24 protein-coding genes are annotated in these 24,981 nt (G+C 61.6%); 17 read left to right on the top strand and 7 right to left on the bottom strand.

Annotation, left to right across the window (positions count from 1 at the left end; translation table 11 throughout):
- Positions 1–61: 61 nt before the first annotated feature.
- The 3 genes from IB249_RS23405 to IB249_RS23395 all read left to right on the top strand — a co-directional run bounded on the left by IB249_RS23405 (position 62) and on the right by IB249_RS23395 (position 2,176).
- Positions 62–517 (top strand): GNAT family N-acetyltransferase, encoded by a 456-nt coding sequence (locus tag IB249_RS23405; RefSeq protein ID WP_192308111.1) that lies wholly within the window; start codon positions 62–64, stop codon positions 515–517.
- Positions 514–1,134, top strand: coding sequence for an FMN-dependent NADH-azoreductase (locus IB249_RS23400; RefSeq protein WP_192308110.1), 621 nt, complete (start codon positions 514–516; stop codon positions 1,132–1,134). Before IB249_RS23405 ends, IB249_RS23400 begins: the two co-directional genes overlap by 4 nt.
- A 109-nt stretch (positions 1,135–1,243) precedes the next feature.
- Positions 1,244–2,176 (top strand): S66 peptidase family protein, encoded by a 933-nt coding sequence (locus IB249_RS23395; RefSeq protein ID WP_192308109.1) that lies wholly within the window; start codon positions 1,244–1,246, stop codon positions 2,174–2,176.
- Here the strand turns inward: IB249_RS23395 and IB249_RS23390 are convergent.
- Positions 2,173–3,747 carry a sensor domain-containing diguanylate cyclase gene (locus tag IB249_RS23390; protein ID WP_192308108.1) on the bottom strand — a complete coding sequence of 525 codons (1,575 nt, stop codon included), beginning with the start codon at positions 3,745–3,747 and terminating at the stop codon, positions 2,173–2,175. The two genes, IB249_RS23395 and IB249_RS23390, sit on opposite strands and share 4 nt — an antisense overlap.
- A 215-nt stretch (positions 3,748–3,962) precedes the next feature.
- A complete protein-coding gene (locus IB249_RS23385) occupies positions 3,963–4,868 on the bottom strand; it encodes a LysR substrate-binding domain-containing protein (protein WP_192308107.1) in 906 nt (301 codons plus the stop codon).
- 167 nt (positions 4,869–5,035) lie between these two features.
- Between IB249_RS23385 and IB249_RS23380 the strand changes: the two genes are divergently transcribed.
- From IB249_RS23380 to IB249_RS23355, 6 genes are all read left to right on the top strand, one after another.
- Entirely contained in the window at positions 5,036–6,160 is a 1,125-nt protein-coding gene (locus IB249_RS23380; RefSeq protein ID WP_192308106.1) for an NAD(P)/FAD-dependent oxidoreductase, read from the top strand.
- A complete protein-coding gene (locus IB249_RS23375; RefSeq protein ID WP_192308105.1) occupies positions 6,150–6,482 on the top strand; it encodes a (2Fe-2S)-binding protein in 333 nt (110 codons plus the stop codon). The genes IB249_RS23380 and IB249_RS23375 overlap by 11 nt, the downstream gene beginning before the upstream one ends.
- On the top strand, positions 6,475–7,875 hold the full coding sequence (locus IB249_RS23370; protein ID WP_263864730.1) for an FAD/NAD(P)-binding oxidoreductase: 1,401 nt from the start codon (positions 6,475–6,477) through the stop codon (positions 7,873–7,875). Before IB249_RS23375 ends, IB249_RS23370 begins: the two co-directional genes overlap by 8 nt.
- Positions 7,872–8,225 (top strand): RidA family protein, encoded by a 354-nt coding sequence (locus IB249_RS23365; RefSeq protein WP_192308103.1) that lies wholly within the window; start codon positions 7,872–7,874, stop codon positions 8,223–8,225. Before IB249_RS23370 ends, IB249_RS23365 begins: the two co-directional genes overlap by 4 nt.
- Before the next feature lie 158 nt (positions 8,226–8,383).
- Positions 8,384–9,166 carry an ABC transporter substrate-binding protein gene (locus IB249_RS23360; protein ID WP_192308102.1) on the top strand — a complete coding sequence of 261 codons (783 nt, stop codon included), beginning with the start codon at positions 8,384–8,386 and terminating at the stop codon, positions 9,164–9,166.
- Between the two features lie 65 nt (positions 9,167–9,231).
- A complete protein-coding gene (locus tag IB249_RS23355) occupies positions 9,232–9,666 on the top strand; it encodes a heme-binding protein (protein ID WP_192308101.1) in 435 nt (144 codons plus the stop codon).
- A 22-nt stretch (positions 9,667–9,688) separates the two neighbouring features.
- On the opposite strand, the gene IB249_RS23350 is transcribed toward IB249_RS23355, so the two are convergent.
- Positions 9,689–10,663: a GlxA family transcriptional regulator gene (locus IB249_RS23350; protein ID WP_192308100.1), complete on the bottom strand. Its 975-nt coding sequence runs from the start codon at positions 10,661–10,663 to the stop codon at positions 9,689–9,691.
- A 105-nt stretch (positions 10,664–10,768) separates the two neighbouring features.
- Here IB249_RS23350 and IB249_RS23345 point away from each other — a divergent pair, with 105 nt between their 5' ends.
- On the top strand, positions 10,769–11,614 hold the full coding sequence (locus IB249_RS23345) for an alpha/beta fold hydrolase (protein WP_192308099.1): 846 nt from the start codon (positions 10,769–10,771) through the stop codon (positions 11,612–11,614).
- Positions 11,615–11,655: 41 nt separating this feature from the next.
- Positions 11,656–12,669, top strand: coding sequence for a zinc-binding alcohol dehydrogenase family protein (locus IB249_RS23340; protein ID WP_192308098.1), 1,014 nt, complete (start codon positions 11,656–11,658; stop codon positions 12,667–12,669).
- Between the two features lie 76 nt (positions 12,670–12,745).
- Here the strand turns inward: IB249_RS23340 and IB249_RS23335 are convergent, their stop codons facing one another.
- From IB249_RS23335 to IB249_RS23325, 3 genes are all read right to left on the bottom strand, one after another.
- On the bottom strand, positions 12,746–13,381 hold the full coding sequence (locus IB249_RS23335; protein ID WP_192308097.1) for a LysE family translocator: 636 nt from the start codon (positions 13,379–13,381) through the stop codon (positions 12,746–12,748).
- A 535-nt stretch (positions 13,382–13,916) separates the two neighbouring features.
- Complete coding sequence (locus IB249_RS23330) at positions 13,917–14,954, bottom strand: AraC family transcriptional regulator (protein ID WP_192308096.1); 1,038 nt, start codon at positions 14,952–14,954, stop codon at positions 13,917–13,919.
- Between the two features lie 9 nt (positions 14,955–14,963).
- Positions 14,964–15,878 (bottom strand): GGDEF domain-containing protein, encoded by a 915-nt coding sequence (locus IB249_RS23325; RefSeq protein WP_192308095.1) that lies wholly within the window; start codon positions 15,876–15,878, stop codon positions 14,964–14,966.
- 379 nt (positions 15,879–16,257) lie between these two features.
- Here IB249_RS23325 and IB249_RS23320 point away from each other — a divergent pair, with 379 nt between their 5' ends.
- The 5 genes from IB249_RS23320 to IB249_RS23300 all read left to right on the top strand — a co-directional run bounded on the left by IB249_RS23320 (position 16,258) and on the right by IB249_RS23300 (position 22,814).
- On the top strand, positions 16,258–18,786 hold the full coding sequence (locus IB249_RS23320) for a TonB-dependent receptor (protein ID WP_192308094.1): 2,529 nt from the start codon (positions 16,258–16,260) through the stop codon (positions 18,784–18,786).
- 41 nt (positions 18,787–18,827) lie between these two features.
- Positions 18,828–20,741, top strand: a complete 1,914-nt coding sequence (locus IB249_RS23315) for a phytase (RefSeq protein WP_192308093.1) — start codon at positions 18,828–18,830, stop codon at positions 20,739–20,741.
- A 96-nt stretch (positions 20,742–20,837) separates the two neighbouring features.
- Complete coding sequence (gene tolQ, locus IB249_RS23310) at positions 20,838–21,539, top strand: protein TolQ (protein WP_192308092.1); 702 nt, start codon at positions 20,838–20,840, stop codon at positions 21,537–21,539.
- Positions 21,540–21,552: 13 nt separating this feature from the next.
- Entirely contained in the window at positions 21,553–21,999 is a 447-nt protein-coding gene (gene tolR, locus IB249_RS23305; protein ID WP_192308091.1) for a protein TolR, read from the top strand.
- Positions 21,996–22,814, top strand: coding sequence for a TonB family protein (locus IB249_RS23300; RefSeq protein WP_192308090.1), 819 nt, complete (start codon positions 21,996–21,998; stop codon positions 22,812–22,814). Before tolR ends, IB249_RS23300 begins: the two co-directional genes overlap by 4 nt.
- A gap of 188 nt (positions 22,815–23,002) precedes the next feature.
- Here IB249_RS23300 and IB249_RS23295 read toward each other — a convergent pair whose 3' ends face one another.
- Positions 23,003–23,881 (bottom strand): LysR family transcriptional regulator, encoded by an 879-nt coding sequence (locus IB249_RS23295; RefSeq protein WP_192308089.1) that lies wholly within the window; start codon positions 23,879–23,881, stop codon positions 23,003–23,005.
- Between the two features lie 131 nt (positions 23,882–24,012).
- On the opposite strand from IB249_RS23295, the gene IB249_RS23290 reads away from it, so the two are divergent.
- On the top strand, positions 24,013–24,879 hold the full coding sequence (locus IB249_RS23290; protein WP_192308088.1) for an alpha/beta hydrolase: 867 nt from the start codon (positions 24,013–24,015) through the stop codon (positions 24,877–24,879).
- Positions 24,880–24,981: the final 102 nt, after the last annotated feature.

Raw genomic sequence — 24,981 nt, 5'->3', positions numbered from 1 at the left:
CCAGTTCAAGGCAAGAATACAGCCTCTTCCACGTATCGAGGCTTGAAAGATGACACGGACCATGACGGGTTTTGATGGAATCGAGGGTGTCAGGGAGTTTTCCAACGACGCCGCAATACGGGCGGCCTTCGACTTGATCCGGCAACTGCGGCCGCGCCTGGCGGACGTCGAGCAATGGCTGAGCGCGTACAAGCGCCAGGCCGCCTGTGGATACCGCGTGCTGCTGGTCGTCAATGATGACATCCCCCGGGCCCTGGCCGGTTTTCGCCTTCAGGAAAACCTGATCCACGGCAGGTTTCTCTACGTGGACGACCTGGTGACGGATGCAACGCTGCGCAGTGCCGGGTTGGGCAAGCAATTGCTGGAGGCATTGATGGGCGTGGCGCGGGATTCGCAGTGCGACCACCTGGTGCTAGACACCGCCCTGGCCAATCACGATGCACAACGGTTCTACGCGCGTTGTGGAATGACCAACCTGGCCACACGCTTTGTCAAACCGGTAGGGGATCACTCATGAAAGCGCCCGCTTACCTGTTGCACGTCACGGCGAGCCCGCGGGCGGAGTTGTCCACCAGCACCGCCATGGGGCGCGCCCTGACTGAACAGATCACACACAAATTCAGGCATCTCTCGGTGGTCGAGCGGGACATCGCAAGCCATGCGCCACCGATGCCCAGTCCTCAGTTTGCAGCGGACAATCTGCTGCCCCTCGACTCGCGCTCGGCCAGTGCCGAGTCGGACGCCTACATCGAGGAGCTGGAGGCGGCAAAAGCGCTCGTCATCTCGACACCGATGCACAATTTCGGCGTGCCGGCCGTACTCAAGGCCTGGATCGACCAGATCCTGCGACCGCAGCGCACCTTTGCGCGATCCAGCACTGGCAAGCAGGGGCTGTTGGCGGACCGGCCGGTGTTCATCATCGTCACGAGCGGAGGACCGGTGACCGGACCCTACGCCCAGCAGGATTTCCTGACGCCTTACCTGGAATACGTGTTGCCCACCATCGGCCTGACCAATATCCAGGTCATCCGGCTGGACAGCATGTTGCGCAACCCGGAACACACCGCCTTGCAGATTGAACAATGCAAGGCGTGGATCGCCGGTCAAGTGGCCAACTTGAGCGACGTGTCCTAGGCGTGGCTGACAACTTTCGAGACACTCGGCAATGATCTGTCAATAAAGCGAGAGTGCCCTGTTTAATGGCTCTGGTAAGGTAAATTTTTTATCCATCCAGAGAAACCCTATGAGTTGTTTGAAACGGCCGAAAGCCCTTGAACGTGGAAGTAAGATAGCCATCGTATCGCCAGCGGGTTATTTGACCAATCCAGCGTTTCTGGACCACGTTATTCCAATGATCAAAGGGCAGGGCTACAGACCTGTCTTATCCAGAAATTGTCTGGAGAAGTATGACAATCATTATGCTTATGCAGGGACGCCAGCCCAAAGACTGGAAGACTTGCAATGGGCGTGCGATGAACCGGATATCGATGCGATCTGGGTGACCCGTGGCGGTTATGGAAGTGTGCAGTTGTTGGGTGGTTTGAATATGAATGCCATTCGTAATAACCCCAAGTGGCTGATCGGTTATTCCGATATCACTTACCTGCACAGTTTTTTCAATGGTCACGCTATCGCCACGATCCATGGCCCCAATGTCGTGCGGACCCTGAGCATGGGCGTTGCGCCGCCACCGTCGAGCTACGACAAGGTGTTTGATATTTTGAAGGGCGCGATGCCGCAATATTCGGTCACTTCGCATGCCTTGAATAAAAGGGGCAAGGCCAAGGGGCGATTGGTCGGCGGTAATCAAACCATTGTCGGGGCCGTTTCAGGAACGCGCTACGATTTCGATTATGAAGGCGCCATATTGTTTATCGAGGACATTGGCGAAAATGCTTACTACAGAATCGATCGACAGATGCAAACGTTGGAAACGGCAGGGGCCCTGGCAAAAATAAAGGGCGTCATAGTGGGTTCAATGCGTGATATAGGCGGGGTCAAGTCAAATTTTGACGAGACGGCTTATCGTGTGATCAGTCAGGTGTTATCAAAATATGAAATTCCCCGGATATTCGCTTTTCCTGCAGGGCATATTCCCGATCATTACCCGTTGATCATGGGCGCTGAAGTTGAAATCGACGTTCAGGCGGATCAAAGTCATGTGAGGTATTCCTAAGTCAGCAAGTGCGCGTCATCAGTGGCATACCAACGATTGCGTCCACTTTGTTTCGCTGCGTACAGGCAGGCGTCTGCCGATTTGAGCAGGCTGGCGGGCGTGACATCCTCGATGCCCGGCAACTGGGTGGCGATGCCGGCGCTGGCCGTGACCTTGCCCAATGGATGCTCGGAATGTTCGATGTTCAGGGATCGAATCGCACGCAATATGTCTTCCGCTACCTGGGTGGCACCGGCGCTGTCGGTATTGGGGAGCAGCACCGTGAATTCTTCCCCGCCGTACCTGACCGCCAGGTCACCGGGTCGTTTGACCGCCTGCTGGATGGCGCCGCCGACCGCGCTCAGGCAGTCGTCGCCGCCCGCATGTCCGTACCGGTCGTTGTAGCGCTTGAAGTAATCGACATCGATCATGATCAGCGAGAGCGGCGATCCTTGCCGTTGCGCCAGGCGTATTTCATGCGGCAGCGCATTGTCCAGGCGTCGCCGGTTGCCCAATCCCGTGAGGCTGTCGGTCAATGCCATCTCGCGCATGGACTGGTGGGCGCGACGCAGCTCCCTGGACATGACCATCCGTTGCCGCAGCTGACTCAGGACGATCAGGCCGAAAACGGTGAACACCGCCATCAGGAAAAACAGCACCAACCCGGTTTTGATCAGGTCCCGGCGCCAGGGGGCGATGATGGACTCCCTGGACAGCCCGGCCTCCACCACCAGCGGGTAGGTGGTCAATGCCCGGTAGCCGTAAAGGCGTTCGGTGTCGTCCACGACGGCCTTCACTTCGGCGATGCCTTCATCGGAATTTGGCAAATAGCGTTTGTAGATCTCGCTGTTCGCCAGGCTCTGACCCACCACTGAGGCAATGAAAGGGCGGCGTACCAGGATGGTGCCGTCGCGCGTCGCCAGAACCAGCGCGCCCTTGTCGTCGATCTTGAAGTCGCCGTAGTAGTCGACGAAGTAGCTGACCTTGATCGTGCCCAGCAGGACGCCGGCAAAAGAGCCGTCAGGGTTATTCAGCCGCCGGGATATGGGAATGATCAAGTCCTGGGTGGACCGGCTTCTGACCACATCGCCGATGCGCACGTTACGATCGGTGTGCGTGCGGTGATACTGGAAATAATCGCGGTCGGCGTTGTTCGCCGGGTCTGGCGTGACCTCCTTGTCCGTGACGATCCATTGGCCATCCGGGCCGTAAATGAACAGGCCGTGCAACTGCGGCATGATCTTCGATTGCTGGACCAGCAACTTGTGGATGCGCGCAGCATCGAGACTCTGCAGGCCGTCGCCTTCCACGCGTTCAGCCAGCGCTGTGGTCAGCACGTCGACCTGGCGTATGGCGTCCTCGGCATGCTGCGCCGTTGCTCGCGCCAGGTTGGTCACAGAGTCGCGGGCGGAGGCAAACGCCGAGCGATAGTCACGCCATGTCCGCCAGCCCTCAACGGTCAAAAACGCCAGGATGACCGCGAGCATGAAACTGACGATGAGGCGGAAAGTCGCTCCGGCGCTCACGGATTTCATCGAAGAGCCTTCAGTGAACACATCCGCCTTGGGCTCTGGTTTGCTGCGTCCGAGCATTTGGGTTTCCCTTTGCACTGACCGCACACGCCTGTGAACGGGCCATTGTTGGCAGTACTGAAGCATCGTGCGGGTGAAAAACTGATTCTAGATCACCGACCGATGCGCCTGGGCAAAACACCGTAAAGGTAAGACACGAGGGTCCGGGGATAGTGCTCTGGGGTTTTGCCCTGTACTCGATGCTTCGACTCCCATCCCTGCGTTCCCTCACACCGCTAGAAACGGTAATCCTGCGGCACCTCCCGGGCGATGAAGCCCTGCATGTGCTCCAGAAAAGCCACCTGTAGCTTCGACGCCGGTCCCTGGACGGGCAACAGCATGCTGAAATCCATTTCAATCGCCGGTTCGAACGCCCTGAACACCACGCCACTGCCCCGGTACTCGACAGCGCTGATGGCGTCGACCAGCGCCACGCCCAGGCCTTGTTCGACAAAGGCGCACATCGGTAAGGAGAGCTGGGTTTCCAGGCGCAGTTCGCGCTCCACGCCGTAAGCGGCGAAGATCGAGTCGATGTGCTGGCGCGAGCCGATGGATTGCGGGTAGGAAATGAACGCTTCGCCCTCAAGGTCTTCCGGGCGGATCGTGGTCTTTTCCCGCAGGCGATGGTTGGCCGGCAGGGCGCAGAGCATGCGTGTGGCCAGGAGTTTCTCCGCTCGCGGGCTGGGGTAGGTGTTGGGCAGGACAATGATGCCCAGGTCGCAGCGCTGGCCGACCACCAGGTCCACCACTTCGCGGGATGCCAGCACCAGCAGCGATACCTGCACCTGTTCATGTTCAGCCATGAAGGCCGCGATGGCCCGGGGCAGGAACGAAAGACCCATGGCCGGCGCGCAGGCGATGAGCAATGAGCCGCGCTTGAGGCTGCGGATTTCCTGGGCCGTTCGCGCGATGCGTTCAACGCCGAGCAGTGAGCGCTGCACTTCCTGATACAGCGTCATGGCCTCGGCGGTGGGTTGCAGCCGGCCCTTGGCGCGGACGAACAGGTTGAAGCCGATGTCCTCCTCAAGGCTGGCGATCAAGCGCGTCGCCGCCGGTTGGGAAATGTGCAGCATTTCGGCGGCGCGGGTGACGGTCTGGCCAAGAATGACGGCGCGGAAAGCCTCCAGTTGGCGAAGATTCATGGTGATGTCCTTCGGGAAAAGCCATAACAAAAAGACATGGTCTTGCCAAAATAAAGCATTTTTCAAGCACCTGTCAGCTCTTTAGCATCGACCGCATCAAGATCATCCAGGCGAAATGCCTGCGCCGTGGCGGAATGCTTGGCGTTGAAAGGGCGATAGTGGAGTTCATGCAAAAAACTGATGTCATGATCGTTGGCGGTGGCCTGGTGGGCTTGTCCATCGCGTATGGGCTGGCCTTGCAGGGTCGCCAGGTCAGCGTCCTGGACGAAGGCGACGATGCCTTGCGCGCGGCCCGTGGCAACTTCGGTCTGCTGTGGGTTCAGGGCAAGGGCTACGGCATGAGTCCCTATGCGCAATGGACACGTGAAGCGGTGGCGCTGTGGCCACGTTTCGCCGCTTCGTTGCAGGCCGACACCGGCATCGACCTTCATCTGCGTCAGCCAGGTGGTTTCCAACTGTGCCTGAGTGACGAGGAAATGGCCGAGGAAAGCCGTCGGCTGCTCTGGTTGCGCGACGCGTTGCACGGTGACTATCCCTTCGAGTTGCTGGATGGCGAACAACTGCGGGCTCGTCTGCCGGGTGTGGGGCCGACCGTCGTGGGCGGTTGCTATTCGCCCATGGACGGGCACGTCAATCCGCTCAAGCTGCTGCGTTCGCTGTACGCCGCCTGCCGGGCCCGCGGGGTCAGGATCATCAATGGTCATCGGGTCAGCGCCATCGGCCAGCATGCGTCGGGCTTCGAGCTGGAGGCTGGCGACCAACGCTGGTACGCCGCTCGGTTGGTCCTGGCCGCCGGCCTTGGCAATCGCGAGCTGGGCGCGCAGTTGGGGATCGAGGTGCCCGTGAGTCCCAATCGCGGGCAGATCCTGGTCACCGAGCGGCTCAAGCCTTTTCTGCATTACCCCACTACCTATGTACGCCAGACCGACGAGGGCACGGTGCAACTGGGGGATTCCCATGAGTCCACCGGGTTGGATGACGGCACCGGCAGTGAAGTCATGGCAACCATCGCCGCTCGCGCGGTGCGCTGTTTTCCCCGGTTGGGGCAGGTGCGGCTGGTGCGCGCCTGGGGCGCGCTGCGGGTGATGAGCGCTGACGGCTATCCCATTTATGAAGCCTCGCCAACCTGCCCCGGGGCCGTGGTGGTCAGTTGCCACAGCGGCGTGACCCTGGCGGCGATCCACGCCTTGCGCCTGGCGCCGTGGATTGACGGTGAGTTCGACGACCCGGCGGTGGCGGCTTTCAGCCTTGCGCGTTTCAACGGCAAAAACGAGGTGCGCCATGTCGGCTGACCGTTTGTTCCGGGCCTTGGGCCCTGCACAGAACACCGTGCAAATCGAATTCGAAGGCGCGTCGTTGTCAGTGCCGGCCGGTGTATCACTGGCGGCGGCATTGCTGGGCAGCGGCGTCACCCATACCCGCGAAAGCGCGGTCAACGGCCGGCCCGGCGCCCCTTTTTGCATGATGGGCGTGTGCTTCGAGTGTCTGGTCGAGGTCGATGGGCAAGCCAACTGCCAGGCCTGCCTGCTGCCGGTGCGAGCGGGCATGCGGGTTCAGCGCCAGCGCGGGGCTCGCGATGTGCTGGACGCAGATGAGGAAGTGGCTGATGAATGAGCAAACGGTCGATCTCATCGTGATCGGCGCCGGGCCGGCAGGGCTGAGTGCGGCCCTCGAAGCTGCGGAGCGCGGTCTGTCGGTGGTGGTGCTGGATGAACAGGGCAGCCCGGGTGGGCAGATCTATCGCAACATTCAGCAAGCCGACGCACGCAGCCGCCAGGTATTGGGTGGCGACTATGAAGCGGGCGCCCCTCTGGTCGCGAAGTTCCTGCAATGCGCGGCCCGATACCTGCCCGGCGCGGCGATCTGGCAAGTGACACCGCAGCGTCAGGTGCATTTCCTGATCGAGGGCCGTGCACACATTCTCCAGGGCCGGCAGGTATTGATCGCTACCGGTGCGTTCGAGCGTCCGATGCCGATTCCAGGCTGGACCTTGCCGGGCGTGATGACGGCCGGCGCCGGACAGATCCTGCTGAAAAATGCTGCACTGGTGCCGCAAGGACCGGTGGTGCTGGCCGGTTGCGGACCGTTGCTGTACCTGCTGGCGGTGCAATACCTGCGCGCCGGCGTCGCGATCGAAGCGCTGGTGGACACCAGTGGCCGCGGCGATCTGCTGCGGGCCTGGCGCACGATTCCGGGCGCCTTGCGCGGCTGGCGCGACTTGCTCAAGGGCCTGCAGCTGTTGGCCGAACTGAAGCGTGCCGGCGTCAGGCATTTTCGTGCTGCGCGGGATCTGCGGATCGAGGGGCAGGCGCGAGCCAGCGCCTTGAGTTTCGTCATGGGCGGACGGGACTGGACGGTGCCTGCATCGCTGATCCTGCTGCATCAAGGCGTGGTGCCCAACACGCAGATCAGTTGGTCGCTGCGTCTGGAGCATGACTGGAGCGAACAGCAATTGAGCTGGATCGCCCGCCGTGACCACCAGGGTGAAACCCGCCTGCCGGGCATTTACATCGCTGGTGACGGCGGGGCCATCGGCGGGGCGCAGGTGGCGCGTCTGGAAGGCCGACTGGTCGGGCTGGCAATTGCCGAGCGCTCGGGAAAACTCGACGCGCAACAGGCACAGCGACTCGCCGCACCTTTTCACCAGGCGTTGCGTCGCCAGCGCGCCGCGCGGCCACTGATCGATGCCTTGTACCGCCCGCAGCGGCAAAACCGCATTCCCGCCGACGAGGTGATTGTCTGTCGCTGCGAAGAAGTCAGCGCCGGCTCGATTCGCCAATACGTCGAGCTGGGGTGCCTGGGACCCAATCAGGCCAAGGCCTTCGGGCGCTGCGGCATGGGACCTTGCCAGGGTCGCCAGTGTGGTTTGAGCGTCACCGAAATCATCGCCGCGCAGCGCCAGGTGCCGGCCGCAGACGTCGGTTACTACCGCATTCGATCTCCCCTCAAACCCATCACCCTTGCCGAACTGTCAACCGAGACACCTTTGAACCAGGAGCCTGTATGAGCCTTATCCAACGCATCGAAAGCAACCCCCGCCTGAGCCGCAGCGTCGTGCACAACGGGGTCGCCTGGCTGAGCGGCATCGTCGCCGCCGATTGCAGCCAGGACATCCGTGGCCAGACGCGCCAGGTGCTGCAGCGGGTGGACGAACTGCTGGCGCTGTCCGGCAGTGACAAGAGCCGACTGCTCAGTGTGCAGATCTGGATGAAAGACATGAGCGCCGATTTCGCCGGCATGAATGAAACCTGGAGTGCCTGGGTCGATGCCGCGCAGACGCCGGCCCGCGCCACCGCCCAGGTGATGTTCGATGACCCGCAGATCCTCTTGGAGTTGATCGTCACCGCCGCCGTCTGATTGTGCTCGACCCCGTTGCACCGGGCCCTGCCTGGCGCAACGACGGAGCAGGGGGCCAACAGAGCCGCCATCTCCGCCTGTTCACATTGCCGCTGCCATAACGGGTGTCTTCCATTGCGGAGCGCCCGACAGAAACAACATCGCATCTGGAGCCATGAATGAACGTGAAAAATGCTGTATTGAAGGCTGGTCTCATCTCGCTGCTGGCCTTGGCCGGCAACCTGCACGCGGCAGAACAGCCGCTGCGCCTGGGCATCGAAGCGGCTTATCCGCCGTTCGCTTCGAAAACCCCCGACAACCAGATCGTCGGTTTCGACTACGACATCGGCCAGGCCTTGTGCGCGCAAATGAAAGTCCAGTGCGAGTGGAAGGAGCAAGAATTCGACGGCCTGATTCCCGCGCTCAAGGTGAAGAAAGTCGACGCGGTGATTTCTTCGATGTCCATGACCCCGGAACGCCTGAAATCGGTGGACTTCAGCAATCGCTACTACCGCATTCCGGCACGCCTGGTGTTCAAGAAGGGCAGCGGCATCAGCGACATTCCGGCGCAGCTCAAGGGCAAGCGCATTGGCGTTCAGCGCGCCACCAACTTCGATCGCTACGTTACCGAGAAATTCGCCCCGGCGGGTGCCGAAGTGGTGCGCTACGGCTCGCAGAATGAAATCTTCCTCGACCTGCTGGGCGGGCGCCTCGACGCGACCATGGCCAGTTCGGTGGTGATCGATGAAAGCCTGCTGAAGCGGCCGGAAGGCAAGGATTATGAGTTCGTCGGTCCGAACTTCACCGAAGAGCAATTCTTCGGTACCGGCATCGGCATTGCCGTGCGCAAGAACGATCCGCTGGCGAGCCGTTTCAATCAGGCCCTGGCAGCGATTCGGGCCGATGGCACCTACGACAGGATTCGCCAGAAGTACTTCGACTTCGACATCTACGGCGATTAAGCCGCGACGTTCTCTCGGCACGCCGGCTTGAGCAGGCGTGCCGTTCTTTTTGATCAGGAGGCTGGATGCACACCAAGGCTTTTCTCAGTGAACACGAGGTTTCACACCTGTTGGCGACGGCCAGGGAGCTGGCACAGGCGAACCACTGGGCTGTAGCGATTGCGGTCGTCGACGACGGCGGCCATCCGCTGGGGCTGTTGCGCCTGGACGGGGCCGCGCCGATCGCCGGCTACATCGCCAGCGAAAAGGCCCGCACCGCAGCGCTGGGGCGTCGCGACAGCAAGGCCTATGAAGACATGATCAACGCGGGGCGCCAGGCGTTTCTCAGCGCGCCGAACCTGCAAGGCATGCTTGAGGGCGGCGTGGCCATCTGGCACGAAGGCCACTGCATCGGCGCTGTCGGTGTGTCGGGTGTGAAGGCGGAGCAGGATGCGCAAGTGGCGCGACTGGCGATCGAGGCCTTGCTGCGCGCTGGCAACAACGAAGGTTCGGCGCCTTAGGCCTGCGCGTCTGCTGTTTTGCTCAAACCGGCGATTGCTCTTCAACCACAGAAGTGTCTTCACGGGCGTCCTGGCGCAATGACAGTGGCGAGACGCCGAGGGTACGAATGAAGACTTCGCGCAGATGTCGGCGATCACGAAAACCGGTTTCCCGGGCAATCACCTCCAGGGAGTGGCGGCCTCGCTCGATCATGTACCTGGCCGATTCCACGCGCAGTTGTTCAACGGCCTTGGCCGGGGACAGGCCGGTTTCGGCCAGAAAAATGCGGGTGAATTGACGGGGGCTCAAGTGCACGGTGGCGGCCAGGGCTTCCACGGTCAGGTCGCCGGTCAGGTGGGCGCGGGCAAATTCCAGGGCGGTCTGCACCCGGTCTGATTTGGGCGCCAGTGCCAGCATTTGCGAGTGCTGCGATTGGCCGCCGCTGCGCCGGTGATACATCACCAGGACCCTGGCCACCTTGTTCGCCAGCGCATGACCCAGGTCGCTTTCGACGATCCCCAGCGCCAGGTCCATGGCCGCCGTGAGGCCTGCGGAGGTCCAGACGCCTCGGTCATCGATGAAGATCCTGTCCACATCAACCCGCGCCGAGGGAAAGCGTTGGCGCATGGCTTCGGCATAGGCCCAGTGAGTGGTCACGTGCCGACCATCGAGCAGCCCGGCTTCGGCCAGCACGAACGATCCGGTACACAGGCCGACGGTGCGTCGGCTGCGCCCGGCAACGTTGCGCAGAAACTGCAACTGCGCCTCGCTGGCGCTTTGTATCAGCGGGTTGACCACCCCGGACACCATCCAGGTATCGGCGCTGGCATGCTCGTCGGCCCGCTCGGTGTCGACGATGGCGCCGACCGAGGAACGGACCTGGCCTCCCTCGATCGAGTAGTTGGTCAAGTGGTAGACCGGCTCCCTGGCCACCACGTTGGCGAACTCGAACACCGTCTGGGTGCCCAGTGCCATCACTTGGAAGCCTTCCGTCAGCAAGTAGCCTATTCGATGCATGTCCGTTTACTGCCTGATGTCTGGAATCACGACCCTATATGTCGTTTGTTTTCCGGTCAACGGGCGGCACGATGATGACCTGTCGCTAATCAGGAAATCACTGCCATGACCGATTCTTCGCTCAGCCTCGCCGCCCATACTCAATTCATCGAAAGCGCCGGCCGAACCCTGGCCTATCGCACTTTCGGCAGTGGGCGCGCGCTGCTGCTGATGGTGCGTTTTCGCGGCACCATGGACGATTGGGACCCGCTGTTTCTGGATAACTTGGCAAGTCTGGGCTTTCAGGTGACGGTGTTCGACTACAGCGGCTTGGGTCATTCGACCGGGGAACCGAGTTACAACCCGGCGTCGTTGGCCAAGGATGCCATCGATCTGATCCAGGCATTGGGCCTTGGCCGGGTCGTGATTGGCGGCTGGTCTTTGGGGGGCATGGCGGCGCAGGTGGTGTTGGCCATGGCTCCGCAACTGGTCAGTCACGCGGTCCTGTTGGCGACCACACCGCCCGGCCAGTTGGTCAAGCCGGGGGATGCCCTGTTCCATGAGCTGGCCCATCGCGAGAACGACTTTGAAGACTTCGTCAGCCTGTTCTTCGAACCTTCGCAAGCGCAAAGCCGCAGCAGTGCCGAACAGGCCGGGCTTCGGCTGGCACAACGCAAACAGGGGCGCAGCCCGCAAGTGCCTGTGCAATGGGCGGGACAGCAACTGGGGGAGAGGCCCAAAAACCCGATGTTCCCGGCAGACGCTGTCTTGCAGGTGCTCAAGAGTACGAGCATTCCAATCCTGCACCTGGGTGCCGACCACGACATCGCCTTCCCGGTGGAGAACTGGTACGCACTCAGCGGCCAGTTGCCCACCTTGCATTTGGTGACATTCCCTCGCACCGGCCATGGCCCGCATATGCAATACCCGGTGGCCGCGGCCCGGCATATCGCGGCGTTCGTAGCCGACTGAACCCGAGAATCGGCAATTCGACCCCATTCAGGAACATGTCAATGAAAGCCTACGTCTACGATCAGGCGGGCCTGCCCCTGGCAGATCCGCGAGCGCTGTATGAAGTCGAACTGGACTCGCCAGAGCCCGGGCCACGGGATCTGCTGGTCAGGATCCAGGCCATCGCGGTGAATCCGGTGGACAGCAAGTTGCGCCTCGGCGTGCAACCCGCTGGCCCACGAATCCTGGGTTGGGATGCGGTGGGGGTGGTCGAGGCAACCGGTGCCGAGGTCACGGGTTTTCAGGTCGGTGACCAAGTCTGGTACGCCGGCGACATCACGCGTCCCGGCTGCTATGCCGAATACGGCCTGGTCGACGAACGCATTGCGGCGCGGCGGCCGTTGTCGATCAGCGCTGTCGAAGCCGCCGCCTTGCCGTTGACCGCCATCACGGCCTGGGAATTGCTGTTCGACCGACTGAGGGTCGCCGAGGGCGGAGGCCTGGGCCAGTCTCTGCTGATCATCGGTGCGGGAGGAGGGGTGGGCTCGATCCTCGTGCAACTGGCGCGACGACTGACGCGACTGACCATTGTCGGCACCGCATCACGCCCGGCCACTCGCGAGTGGGTGAGCGAGCTGGGCGCGCACCATGTGATCGATCATGGCCAACCCTTGCAGGCGCAACTGAGCGGATTGGGTCTGTCCCAGGTCGATCACGTGATCAGCCTGACCCATACCGAACACTATTACCCGCAACTGATCGAAGTGCTCAAGCCCCAGGGGCAACTGGCGCTGATCGATGATCCGGTCTCGCTCGACGCCATAGCGCTCAAGCGTAAATCGATTTCGCTGCATTGGGAGTTCATGTTCACCCGCTCCATGTACCGCACCGCCGACCAATGCCTGCAACAGGCGTTGCTGACGCGGGTAGCCCTGTTGGTGGACGAAGGGGTGCTGCGCAGTACCGTGGGTGAGCACGGGGGCCAGCTGGATGCCGACAACCTGCGCCGGGCCCACGCCTTGATCGAAAGCGGGCGCGCCCGGGGCAAGATTGTGCTGGAGGGGGTTGCCGGCTGAGCGCTGGGAAAACGCGCTCGCGGGTCATGCCAGATTCGGAACGAGGGCCATGCCAGCCGCCTGTGCCGGCATGGACTCACGTGCGCGAGCACAACAGCTTTATCCCGGCAGCCCCGAAGACGAACGCCAAGGTGCCTTCGATCCAGCGGCGTGCCCGACGATACCCCCGTACCATCGGTGCGGTAGAGAAGACGATGGCATAGCCGCAGAAGATCGTCACGCTGAGGACGGCGCAGCCCGCCAGAATGATCACCACTGTTTCAGACGTCGCTTGCGGCCCCAGCCCAAGGGTCATCGTCGCGACCCAGCCCAACAGTGCCTTCGGATTGGTGAGGTGCATCAGCAAGCCACGCCGATAGAGGTCGAAGCCCGAGACGACTGACGCTGCAGCCAGTTCCTTTTTCAGGCGTTCATCAGAAACGAGGGCCGAACGGCCCGCCTTGATGGCGAGAAAAATCAGGTAGAGGCCGCCGATGATCTTGAGGGCGACGAGTGCCTGAGCGAATTCGGCCAGCACCGCGGATACCCCTGTGGCAGCCATCGATCCCCAGAAGAAAGAACCGCTGATGACACCGGCTGCCAGCATCAACGCCGGCTTTCTGCCCTGGTGCATGGCCACGCCCATGATGCGCATGTTACTGGGACCCGGACTGGCTGCACCCACGATGTAGGCGGTGAATACAAGCAGGAGGTGGTGAAGATCAAATGCCATTTGTCGTTCCTTGACGATACGTCCGGTTAACTCGGTTTGAAGACAATGCTGCAGTCCTTTGCGAAGGCTGTCAGGATCCCCGGAGAACATTCTGACTGGGCGCCAGCCAGGCTCTTCAGGTCGATGGAGCACGTTTCAGCCAGACTTTTATCCCCATTCGCACCGGGTGTGCGAGTGATCGCGAATGGCGATCTCGGACGGACTCGGTGACGGGTATTCAGTGCGCCTCCGTATATTGGATGAGCAGCCCCCTATCAGGCAATCCCGGCTCTTTCGGAAGAAGACATGGGGCGGTGAGTCGATGAAATTGACTACTGTCGTGATCGCTGTGACATCGCTCGGCCTGCTGAAGAATAGTGTTAACTGAAGTCGCCTTTCTGCTTTATTTCGAGAGTCGCTGTCTTGTCACTTTTGGATAGCCGAATCTTCCTCGGTTTCTGACACTCTCCAAGCTGGCTGTGAAAGGCGTTTTTCAAACGCTACCGGTGACGACTGATTGTTGTGCTTGGGTTGTTGCACACACAACAATCGGATTTCAGCGTGCATTGAACATCTCGCGGATCAGGTTGGGCGTGCTGCCGGTCCAGCGCTTGAACGAGCGCCGAAAGTTCGCCGCGTCGTTGAATCTCAAGTAGTCCGCCACGGCTTCGTTACTGAATCCCTTGATCTGATACAGGTAAAGCGCCACGTGCTTGCGCACCAAATCCACCTGTTGTTGGAATCCGGTGTCGTGTTTTTGCAATTTGCGCTTGAACGTGGCGGGGCTCATGGCGAAGGCCTGGGCCGCCTGTTCGAGGTTGGGGGCTTGGCGCACATGGGTTTGCAGGTAGCGGTAAACACAGTCGATGAAGCTTGAGGCAAAACCCAGTTGTTCGATTTGTCGGTGGGCTTCCTGGCGGGCGACCTGGCCAGCGGTGGCCGAGGCATCGGGCCAGGATTGGGTGAGAAATTCCCGGGGGAGGCGCATGAGGTCCAGCGGCCGTTCGAACTGTGTGTGCTCGCCCAGATGCACCCAGTATTGCTCGACGTAACGCGGTTCGGCATGGCTGAAACTGCATTCCCACGGCAGGCGCTGGCCACTCTGTGATCGGCTCATGGCCACGATCGAGGTCATGCTGGCCTCCAGCAAAAAACGCCATTGCTCGCCGGCGCCACAGCTGTCCAGCCAATAGATGTAGGCGTGTTTTTCATCCAGCACCAGACGCGGCGCGGCCAGCGGGCTGAGCAACGCCTGTTGTTGCACCAGCGTGTCGAGGGCCTGATGCAGGTTCTGCGCGTGGCGCAGGGCATGGCTGGCGGGACCGTAATGCCCCGGGAGCAGGCGCTGGCCGAACAGAAAACTGCTGTCGTCGGTATCCAGCAAGCGTCGGCTGTTGGCTATCAATCCGAGGAACTGCTGTGGGCTGAGACGAGTCTCGCCGGCCAGGATGTCGTCATGAAACAGTCCGGTTCCACGCAGCAGACGGTGGCTGTCAATGTCTCGGGAAAGGGCCAGGTCAATCAGGGTCGCGGGTTGGTAATGCCCGGGAATGAAACGGCTGTCGGTTTCGAACCAGGTGTTTTTCAGGGTCATGGACAGGCCTCAGGCAGTTTTGGCCAAGGGCTGTTTGGCCCGGGCCAGTGCCAGGTTGAGGCGTTTGAGCAGGGCATCCGGCGCCTCCTCCATGGCCATGACCACCGCAGTGCTGGCCGACAGGTGAATGCGTTCGCCGTGTTGCCGGCTTTTGTGGGCCAGGCCCTGAACGGCCTGTTGCAGTTCCAGCGCCAACAGGCGTGCCTGGCTCTCACCGGTATTGGGCAGCAACACCACGAAGCGGTCGCCGGCCAGTCGGCAAAGCAGGTCTTGCCGGCGCAGATTGAGCAGCAGCAAATGACTGAGCGCCTGCAACACGGCATCGCCCTCGGCATGCCCGAAGGCCTGATTGATCGCTGCGAAGTTATCGACGTCCAGCGCCAGCAATGACAAGGGTTGCGCTTGAGCTCGACTGTCCTCAAGGCTGCCGATCAACTGGCGCTTGAGGTAATCGGCGCCGCCCAAAGGCGTGAGTTTGTCGAACAACCGATGTTCGCGAAAAAGCTTTTCGCGTTTCTCCATTTGCACGCTGATCGCCAGTTGTTCACGGTGCCAGTGATAGATGCCCAGGGTCAGCAGAATCATGCCTACCGGCATCGGCCCGGACTCCAGCCAGTGGTCCCAGGTGATGCTGTCGGGCAGACGGATGAACTCGTCGAGGCTGTCGATCCACCACGAGAAAAAGATGCAGGTCAAGCCCAGCACCAGGTAATGGGTGACGCGCCCGGCCGGGCGACTCTTGAGTACCAGCCCCAGCCAGACCAGCGCGAGCAACGCGGAACCGCCTTCACCGGCGATGTCCAGCCAGACCCATTCGCTGACACTTTTCAGCTCACCGCACGCCAGGTGCAGCAGCAAACCCATGTTCGCCGCCAACAGCAGCAAGGTGAGTTTCCAACGATGGGGTTTGAGCACTGAAAACATGGCCGTGGTCCTTTGGCAAAGAGGTCATGCGCGTCAGCACAGCAGATGTTTGTGACAGTGGGGTGACGGGGCTGTGAGGTCGAATCAGCTCACCCGGTTATGCGGATTTTCTGGCGCAACTGCGTATGAGCGGGCTTGCTGGCGATCAGTCTTCAGCGTTGCGCGGGTGCCGGGACGCCTTCGCTGGCAAGCCAGCGCCTGCAGGGCGCGTTGACGACAGGTCAAATCAGCTCAGTTTGCGTCGCAATCGCGGCAAAACCCCGGTTTGAAGCGCGTCCCGCCAATCGATGTCACAGGACTGTCATCCCCCGACCCTAGCGTGCCCTCCCAGTTGCCGGGCCACTTGCCTGGCGTTATCGGACTCTTGGGGAGGACCACCATGTACCAGCGCAGCCGCACTGCCGGGCTCGTCAGCTTCACGCTCACCGCTTTGGCCATGGCGATGGCCAGCGAGCGCTTGAGCGCCGCCCAAACCACCCCCGACACTGAACACGTCGAAGTGGTCGGGCAGGCAGCGAGTATCGACCAGGCGCTGAAGGAACAGCGCAACGCCGACAGCATCAAGAGCGTGGTGCATGCCGACGGCGTGGCGCAACTGCCGGACGAAAACGTCGCCGAGGCGGTGCAGCGATTGCCGGGGATCAGCGTCGAGCGTGATCAGGGCGAAGGGCGGTTTGTCAGCGTGCGTGGCCTGGGGCCGGACCTCAACAGCGTGACCATCAACGGCACGCTGGTGCCATCGCCGGAAAGCGAACGCCGCGCCGTGGCCCTCGACGTGTTGCCTTCGGAACTGGTGCAGTCGTTGTCGGTGATCAAGACCCTGACCCCGGACATGGACGCCAACTCGCTGGGCGGCACCGTGGATGTGAAAAGCCTCTCGGCCTTCGATCATGCCGGCCTGTTTTACACCGGCAGCAGCGAAGCCAGCTATGACAAGAACACCCACCAGACCAGCCCGAAGTTTTCCGGCGCGGTCAGTGACCGTTTCAGCCTCGGCGATGGCATCGACAACTTCGGTGTCGCCGCCGCACTGAGCTGGCAGAAGCGCGACTTCGGTTCGGACAACGTCGAAACTGGTGGTGCGTGGGATTTTGAGCAGGGCGCCAGACTCGAGGAGTTCGAGCAACGCGACTACGACATCAGCCGCGAACGCGCCGGCGGGGGCCTGAACTTCGATTACAAGCCCGATGACTTCAGCAGCTATTACCTGCGCACCCTCTACAGCCGTTACAAGGACAGCGAAACACGCAACTCGACCAGCCTCGAATTCGCCGACCCGCTGGCCGCAGGCGAATTGGGTGACGCCGAAGGTTCGCGCAAACTCAAGCAGCGCGAAGAGACCCAGGAAATCCAGTCTTACGTTTTTGGCGGCGAGCGCATGTTCGGCCTCTGGACCCTCAGCGGCCAGGCCGGTTACAGCCGTTCCAGCGAGGACAGCCCGGGCCACATCGCCAATGCCGAATTCGCCGGCATCGATGACTTTGCCGACAGCGGTTTCTACGACAACGACAAGCCAAGGCCGATCATTGGCCAGGCGTTCTACGACCCGAGCAACTTCAGCCTCGACAAAGTCGACTGGGAACAACAGAAAACCACCGACACCGAGAAAAACCTGCGCCTGGACCTCGCTCGCGACTACGACTTCAACGGCTATGCGTCCCAGGTCAAGTTCGGCGGCAAGGTCAGCCGGCGCAACAAGGACAACGACCTCGACGCCTGGGTCTATGAAGACTTCGACAACCTGGGTTTCAGCGATGAGCAACTCAATCTGACGCAGTTCAAGAAGGGCACGGTCGACTACCGCCTCGGCCAGTTCGGGCCGGGTATCAGTGGCAGTGCGGTCAAGCAGTTGATCGGCGGCCTGAACAAGGCGGACTTCTATGACGAGACCGAATCGCGGGTCAACGACTTCAAGATCAGCGAGGACATCAACGCCGGCTACCTGATGAACACCCTCGACATCGACGACTGGCGGTTCATCGCCGGCCTGCGCTATGAGGGCACCGAATTCGAAGCCAAGGGCACCGGCGTGACCGATGGCGAATTCCAGTCCACCGAGACCAAGCGCCGTTATCATCACTGGTTGCCGGGGCTGCATGCGCGCTATCAACTGGACAGGAACACTCAGGTTCGCGCGGCCTGGACCAAGTCCGTGGTGCGCCCGACCTTCGGTCAACTGGCGCCGGGTTTTGTCATCGACGATGACGAGGCGACCTTCGGCAACCCGGAGCTCAAGCCGCTGGAATCGAGCAACCTCGACCTCGGTATCGAACACTACATGGGCCGCGCCGGCACCGTCTCGGCGTTCGTGTTCTACAAGGACATCAAGAACTTCGTCTACAACACCGACCTCGCCGGCACCGGTGCCTGGGTCGATTTCACCGAGGCCCACTCGTTCGCCAACGGCGACAGCGCCAAGCTGTATGGTCTGGAACTGGCCTACTCGCAGAAATTCGACTGGCTGCCCGCGCCCTGGAACGGCCTGCTGATCGGCGCCAACACGACGTTCAGCCGCTCGGATGCCGAGATCAAAGGCTTCGACGCCGCCAGTGGCACCCACCGCAAACGCGGCATCGATTTGCCCAATCAGTCCGACACGGTCGGCAACCTGATGCTCGGTTGGGAAGACGACAAGCTGAGCCTGCGCCTGTCGGCCAACTACAAATCGGATTACCTCTATGAGCTGGCCTCGATCAACGACAAGGCCCACGACCTGCACGTCGACGCCCAGACCTTTGTCGACTTCAGCGCGCGCTACTCGCTGACCAAGAACCTGCAGGTCAGTTTCGAGGCGCAGAACCTCACCGATGAGCCGTATTTCGTCTACACCGGCCACCGCGCCTACAACGGCCAGTACGAAGAATACGGCCCGACCTACAAAGTCGGCCTGACCTTCACCCACTTCTAAGCCCCGATGCCGCTGCCCCACGACAAGGACTTTGCCTGTTCATGAGTATTTCGTTTCTACCCACGCGCCACACGCTGGCTGCACTGATTTGCCTGGCCGCCGGCCAGGTGTTGGCGGCCGCACCGGCCCTGACTCTCAAGCCCTGGGCCCCGAACCTGTCGGTCGATGCCGTGGCGTTTCTGCCCGCCAGCCCCGACGGCGAGCGCCTCGCCGCGAGCGAGCGTGATGGTTTACTTCTGCTGGATGCGCAAGGCAAGGAGCTGGCGCGCTTGAAGGGCTCGTTCAATGCCGTGGACAGCCGCGCCGCCGGCCAACGGGTATGGGTCGCGAGCCTCGACAGCCGTCGCCAGCAAGCGCTGCTCGTCAGCCTCGATCCGCGCCAGCGCACGTGGGGTCAACCGGTGTACCTGCCGACGCGGGGTTACCCGGTCAACGGCCTGTGCCTGTACCGCGACGAAGCGAGCAACCTGTTCCTGTTTCTGGTGGGCGAGGAGGGCAAGGGCGAGCAATGGCTGGTGGGCGATGGCGCGACGCTCAGCGCGCAGCCGCAACGTGTGCGCGGTCTGCCGCTGCCGCCTTCGGCCACGGATTGTCAGGTCGACGATGGCGCCAATCAGTTGGTGGTCAACGAGGAGAACGTCGGTTGGTGGGCCTACCCGGCGCACCCGGAAGCCGATGTCACGCGCAGTCCAGTGGCCATGCGTGAACCGTTCGGCGAGATCGAAAATACCGCCGGCGCCATGGCGTTGGTGCCAGGTGGCATCGTCGCGCTCGACCCGAAAGCCGCGCACTTGCACCTCTATCAGCAGCAGGAGGAACGTTGGTCCGCTCGGGCAACCCTGGCGCTGCCAGGCTTGAAGGAACCGGAAAACCTCGCCCTGCGCCCAACCGATAAAGGCCTGCAGATACTCCTGCGCGACGATGACGACGGCCGACTGTATCAAGGCGAACTCGACTGGCAGCCCATGCCGGTGCCGGTGCCCTCCGTGCTGCCGAACGTAAAGGCGCTGAGCCAAAGTGATCCGGTCGGACGTCAGGGCGATGCGGCGGACGATCCGGCGATCTGGATTCACCCGCAGCAACCGTCGCTGAGCCGCGTGTTGGGCACCAATAAAAAGCAGGGGCTGCTGGCGTACGACCTGCAAGGCAAGTTGCTGCAGGACTTGCCGGTCGGCCGTCTGAACAACGTCGACGTGCGACCGAATTTCAAACTCGGCCAGCAGACAGTGGACCTCGCCGTGGCGAGCAATCGCGATCACAACAGTCTCAGCCTGTTCAGCATCGACCGCCGTAGCGGCGAGCTGCGCGAAGCCGGCGAGATCGCCACGCCGCTCAAGGACATTTACGGCATCTGCCTGTTTCAGCCAGCCAGTGGCGAGCTCTACGCCATTGCCAACGATAAGGACGGCACCTTCCTGCAATACCGCCTGAGCGCGCCGAACGGCACGGTGCACGGTGAGTTGGTGCGCCAGTTCAAGGTCGATAGCCAACCCGAAGGGTGCGTGGCCGATGACCAGCGCCAACGACTGTTTCTCGGTGAAGAGGATGTCGGCGTCTGGGCGGTGGATGCCCGCGCCGATCAACCGGCGACATTGAGCAGCGTGATCAAGGTCGGGCCGCAACTGCAGGCGGATGTGGAAGGGCTGGCGCTCTATCAAAGTGCGGGGCACGACTACCTGGTGATCTCCAGCCAAGGCAACGACAGCTACCTGGTGCTGGACGCCGAGCCACCGTTTGCTTCGCGCGGCGCCTTTCGCGTCGGTCTGAACGCCGGGCTCGGCATCGATGGCGCATCGGAAACCGACGGCCTGGAAGTCACCTCGGTGAACCTCGGCGGCCCCTGGAGCCAAGGCCTGCTGGTGGTGCAGGACGGCCGCAAGCGTATGCCCGAACAGACACAGAACTTCAAATTTGTGCCCTGGGCCGAAGTCACCCAGGCCCTGAAGTTGCCTTGACCGGGCCTGTCATCAACGCGTCATCGGATTTCCATCGAATAGCTCAACGGTCGTCGCTCATCGGCGGTCCGCGAGCATCAGACAAGGAGTTTCACCATGCAGGCCACGCTCGAACACATGACGATCTGGGGACTGATCAGCGACGCCAGTCTGTTGGTCAAGGCGGTCATGCTGACCCTGTTGCTGGCTTCGTTGCTCAGTTGGTTCCTGATCATCCAGCGCAGTTGCGTGCTGCGACAACGTGAACGGCAGATGAACTCGTTTGTGCAGCGCTTCCGCGGCGCCTCGGACTTGCTGCCGCTGTACCGGGAAACGGCTGACAGCGAGAAGGGCATCGAGCCGATCTTTCACGCCGGGCTCCACGCGTTCAACCATCTGCACCCGCACACCGGCAGTGCCGCCGACGTGGTGCTCGAAGGTGTGGAGCGGGCGTTGTACGTCGCCATCAGCGAGCAGGAAGTGCAGCTGGAGAAAGGCTTGCAGTTCCTCGCGACCGTCGGTTCGGTGAGCCCTTACATCGGCCTGTTCGGCACCGTCTGGGGGATCATGAATTCGTTTATCGGCCTGTCTCAGGTGCAGCAGGCCACGCTGTCGACCGTGGCGCCAGGCATCGCCGAAGCGCTGATCGCCACGGCCATCGGCCTGTTTGCGGCGATTCCGGCGGTGATTGCCTACAACCGCTTTTCCTCGCGCAGCCAGACCTTGCTGACCCGTTACTACGCCTTCGGCAATGAGCTTCAAATGCGTCTGCATCGCACCTTGCACGGCAAGCCGTTGAACCTGGCCGCTGCAGCCTGAGAGGAGAATCGAGATGCTGGTCAGACCGCAACGCAAGCACGGGCCCAAGGCCGAAATGAACGTGGTGCCGTACATCGACGTAATGTTGGTGCTGCTGGTGATTTTCATGGTCACCGCACCGATGCTGACTCAGGGTGTAAAGATCGAGCTGCCCAAGGTGGCCAGTGAAGCCCTGGCCACGGACACGCGCCAACAGATACTGACCCTATCGGTGAAGGCCGAGGGCGGTTACTACTGGAACCTGGGCGGTGAACTCGATACCCGGCACCAGACTGACAGCGCGGTGACGCTCGACGACATGCGAGCGAAGGTCACGCAGATCGTGACCGAGCGGCATGATACGCAGGTCTTCATCCGCGCCGACAAGGACGCCGGTTATGGCCGCGTGGTCGCGGCGATGGCGGCGTTGCAGCAGGGCGGGGTCAGCAACCTCGGGCTGGTGACCGAGGCCCCGCAATGACGGCGATGATCATGCAGACTCCGACCCTGACGTTGCAGCGCAGTGTTCGCAGCGGGTTCTGGCAGAACAGTCTCGCGGCGGGCCTGGCCGTGGCGCTGCATGTCATCGTCCTGGCCTTGTTGGTACACGGCTGGTCGCCGCAAACAACGCCGGCCACGCAACCAACGGTGTTGCGAACCCAGTTGGTGATGCTGCCACCCGCTGCTCAGCCGCAGGCTCCTGAGCCGGTACCGGCATCAACGCCACCAGCACCTCCCGAGCCCGTTGCTGCCGCCCCCGTCGAGCCGGTCAAACCGGCTGTCGACCCTCAGCTCCAGGTCCAAAAGAAGCTCGAACAGGCCGCCTTGGCGCGCAAACGGGTCGAAGAAAAAAAACGCGAGCAGCAAGCCGAGCAACAACGCGAGCGACTGGAGACGCAACGGCTCAACCGTGAGGCCGAGCAGCAACAACTTGCCCAGCAACAAGCCCAGCAAGCACAACGCGCCGAACAGGCCCGGTTGGCCGACGAACGCGCGCGCCAACTGGCCGCCCAGACGGCTGCCGACAGCCGTCAGTACCTGCCCCTGAGCAAGCAGGCACCGGACTATCCGCAGCGGGCGCTGGACAAAAACATCGAGGGTGATTGCACGGTGGAATACACCGTCAACCCACAAGGCAAAGTCGAAAACCCAAGCGTGCTCGAGGGTTGCCATCCGCTGTTCATTCGGCCGTCGCTGGCCGCCGCCAACACCTTCCGTTACCAACCGCGAATCGTCGACGGCCAAGCCGTTGCGGTGCCGGCCGTGCGCAATACGTTCCATTATCGGATCAAGTGAGGAGGGCACCACGTGAGCGCCAAGTCGGGTACGCCTGTATTCGGGGTTGCTGGCCAACATCAGGCAACCGAGGAATTGGCCAACGCAGGGCAATGGTCGGGCTGACGGCGATATCCAGGCTGGCGCCGTCGCTGGGCCGGCCCGTCAAAGTCTGAGCCAGGCACTCATCAACTGCGCTGAGGGAGGGATTACTTTGCAACAGCCGACATCAGCAACTTGCGAATTTCCCCTGTAATTGCACTTTTGGTGCCTTGTTCCAATATTCCCACCCGGCGCACTGCCAGGTCGCCCGGCAATGGCAGTACCCGCAGGCTTGGGTCTTTGTGCCAGTCGAAATTCTTCAGCAGCGGCACAATGGCCACCCCGACTTGCTGGCGCACCAGGTCGGCGATTCCGATGATCGAATTCAGTTCCAGGATCTCCAGTGGTTCGACCGATTCACTCTTGATGATCGACTGCACCTTGCGACCCACTGCCGTTGACCTGTCGTAGCGAATAAACGGCTGCGTTCTCAGCAACTCCACCGCATCGTTGATGCCAGCGGTCTGTGCGGCATTGGCGAGCATCACGATCGGTTCGTTATAGAGCAGGGTCCAGCTCAAGCCACTGAAGTTTTGCCGCGCAGTCTCGATCAGCAGTGCGGCATCCAGTTTGGCGGCCTGTACCAGGTTGACCACTTCGTCGGATCGGGCGGTCATCAGGTTGACCGATATCCTGGGGTGCAGTTTTTTCAGTTGCACCAGGCAATTGGCGAGCAGGCCCATGCCAGAGGTGATGCCGCCGATCGACACTTCGCCCTCCATGGCCTCGCCGTCAGGGGCTTCGGCGATCATTTGCTCGTAGTCCGCCAGCAGACGCTTGGCTTTGGGCAGCAGTAACACACCATCGCGGCTCAGCTTGATCTGCCGCTGGCTGCGGTCGAACAGCGGCCGGCGCATTTCCTCTTCGAGTGCGCGCATTTGTTGGCCGACGGCGGCATTGGTCAGTGCCACGCGGTCGGCAGCGGCGGCAAAGCTGCCGTACTCGGCGACGGCGATAAACGTCTTGAAAAAACGAATGTTGCTCATGGGTGGGCTCGCAGCCATGGGTAAGGCGTGATCGTAAAGGTTTTGTTTGCTCGGGATAAAGTTTAATTAGATTTTCTTTTTATAGCGCTCGACCAATACTCAAGTCCGAACTGACTCGGCGAACTTTCCACATGAGCAATCCAGATACCAACCCCATCGACGTGGCCTTGCGTGCGGCCAGAAACGTGTATCACCTCGGCGCTACCACGGTGTACTCGCACCACAAGGACAGCCGTTTTGCCTACACTCTCTATGTGCCCGAAACCATCGAAGACAGCTCCCGGCCCGTGGACCTGGTGGTGTCGCTGCACGGCTCGACCCGTGCGATGGAGATTTATCGCAATGGCTTCGCAGAGTTTGGCCGCTGGAACGATTGTGTGATCCTGTCGCCACTGTTCCCGGTCGGCGTGCTCGGTGACAACAACGGCGATGGCTACAAGCAGATGGTCGAGGGTGATATCCGGTACGACCAAGTGTTGCTCGACATGATCGCCAGCGTCGGCAAGCGCTATGGTCGCCGCTTCGATACCTTTGCGCTGTTCGGCTATTCCGGCGGCGGACAATTCACCCACCGATTCTGCTACCTGCATCCCGAGAAACTCTGGGCGGCGTCCATCGGTGCGCCGGGCTCGGTGACGCTGCTGGATGCCGAGCAGGACTGGTGGGTCGGCGTGCGGGACTTCGCGACGCGCTTTGGCAAGCCGTTGAACCTGCAAGCCTTGCAGCAACTGCCGGTGCACATGGTGGTCGGCGATTCAGACCTCGAAACCTGGGAAATCACCCACCGCGAAGGCGGCAAACACTACATGGCCGGTGCCAATGCTGCCGGGCGCACGCGCCCGGAGCGCCTGGCCAGCTTGAAGGCCAGCTTCGAAGCGGCCGGCGTGAAGGTCCACTTCGATCTGTTGCCCAACGTTGCGCACCAGGGCATCAAAGCCATGCCGGCTGCCCAGGATTTTTTCGCCAGGGTGTTGCGCCACAAGCGCAGCCTCGGCTGATACACCGCTGGTCGATGCACTCAGAACAGGCCGTACAACAATAACCAAGGATTCACTCATTCTGATGCCGGTCCTGCCTTGGCCCTCGCCACTGACCGGAAA

This window comes from Pseudomonas sp. PDM04 (assembly GCF_014851765.1).
GTDB lineage: Bacteria > Pseudomonadota > Gammaproteobacteria > Pseudomonadales > Pseudomonadaceae > Aquipseudomonas.
The sequence above is the reverse complement of the archived record's forward strand: the minus strand, read 5'-3'. Positions and strand labels throughout refer to the sequence as shown.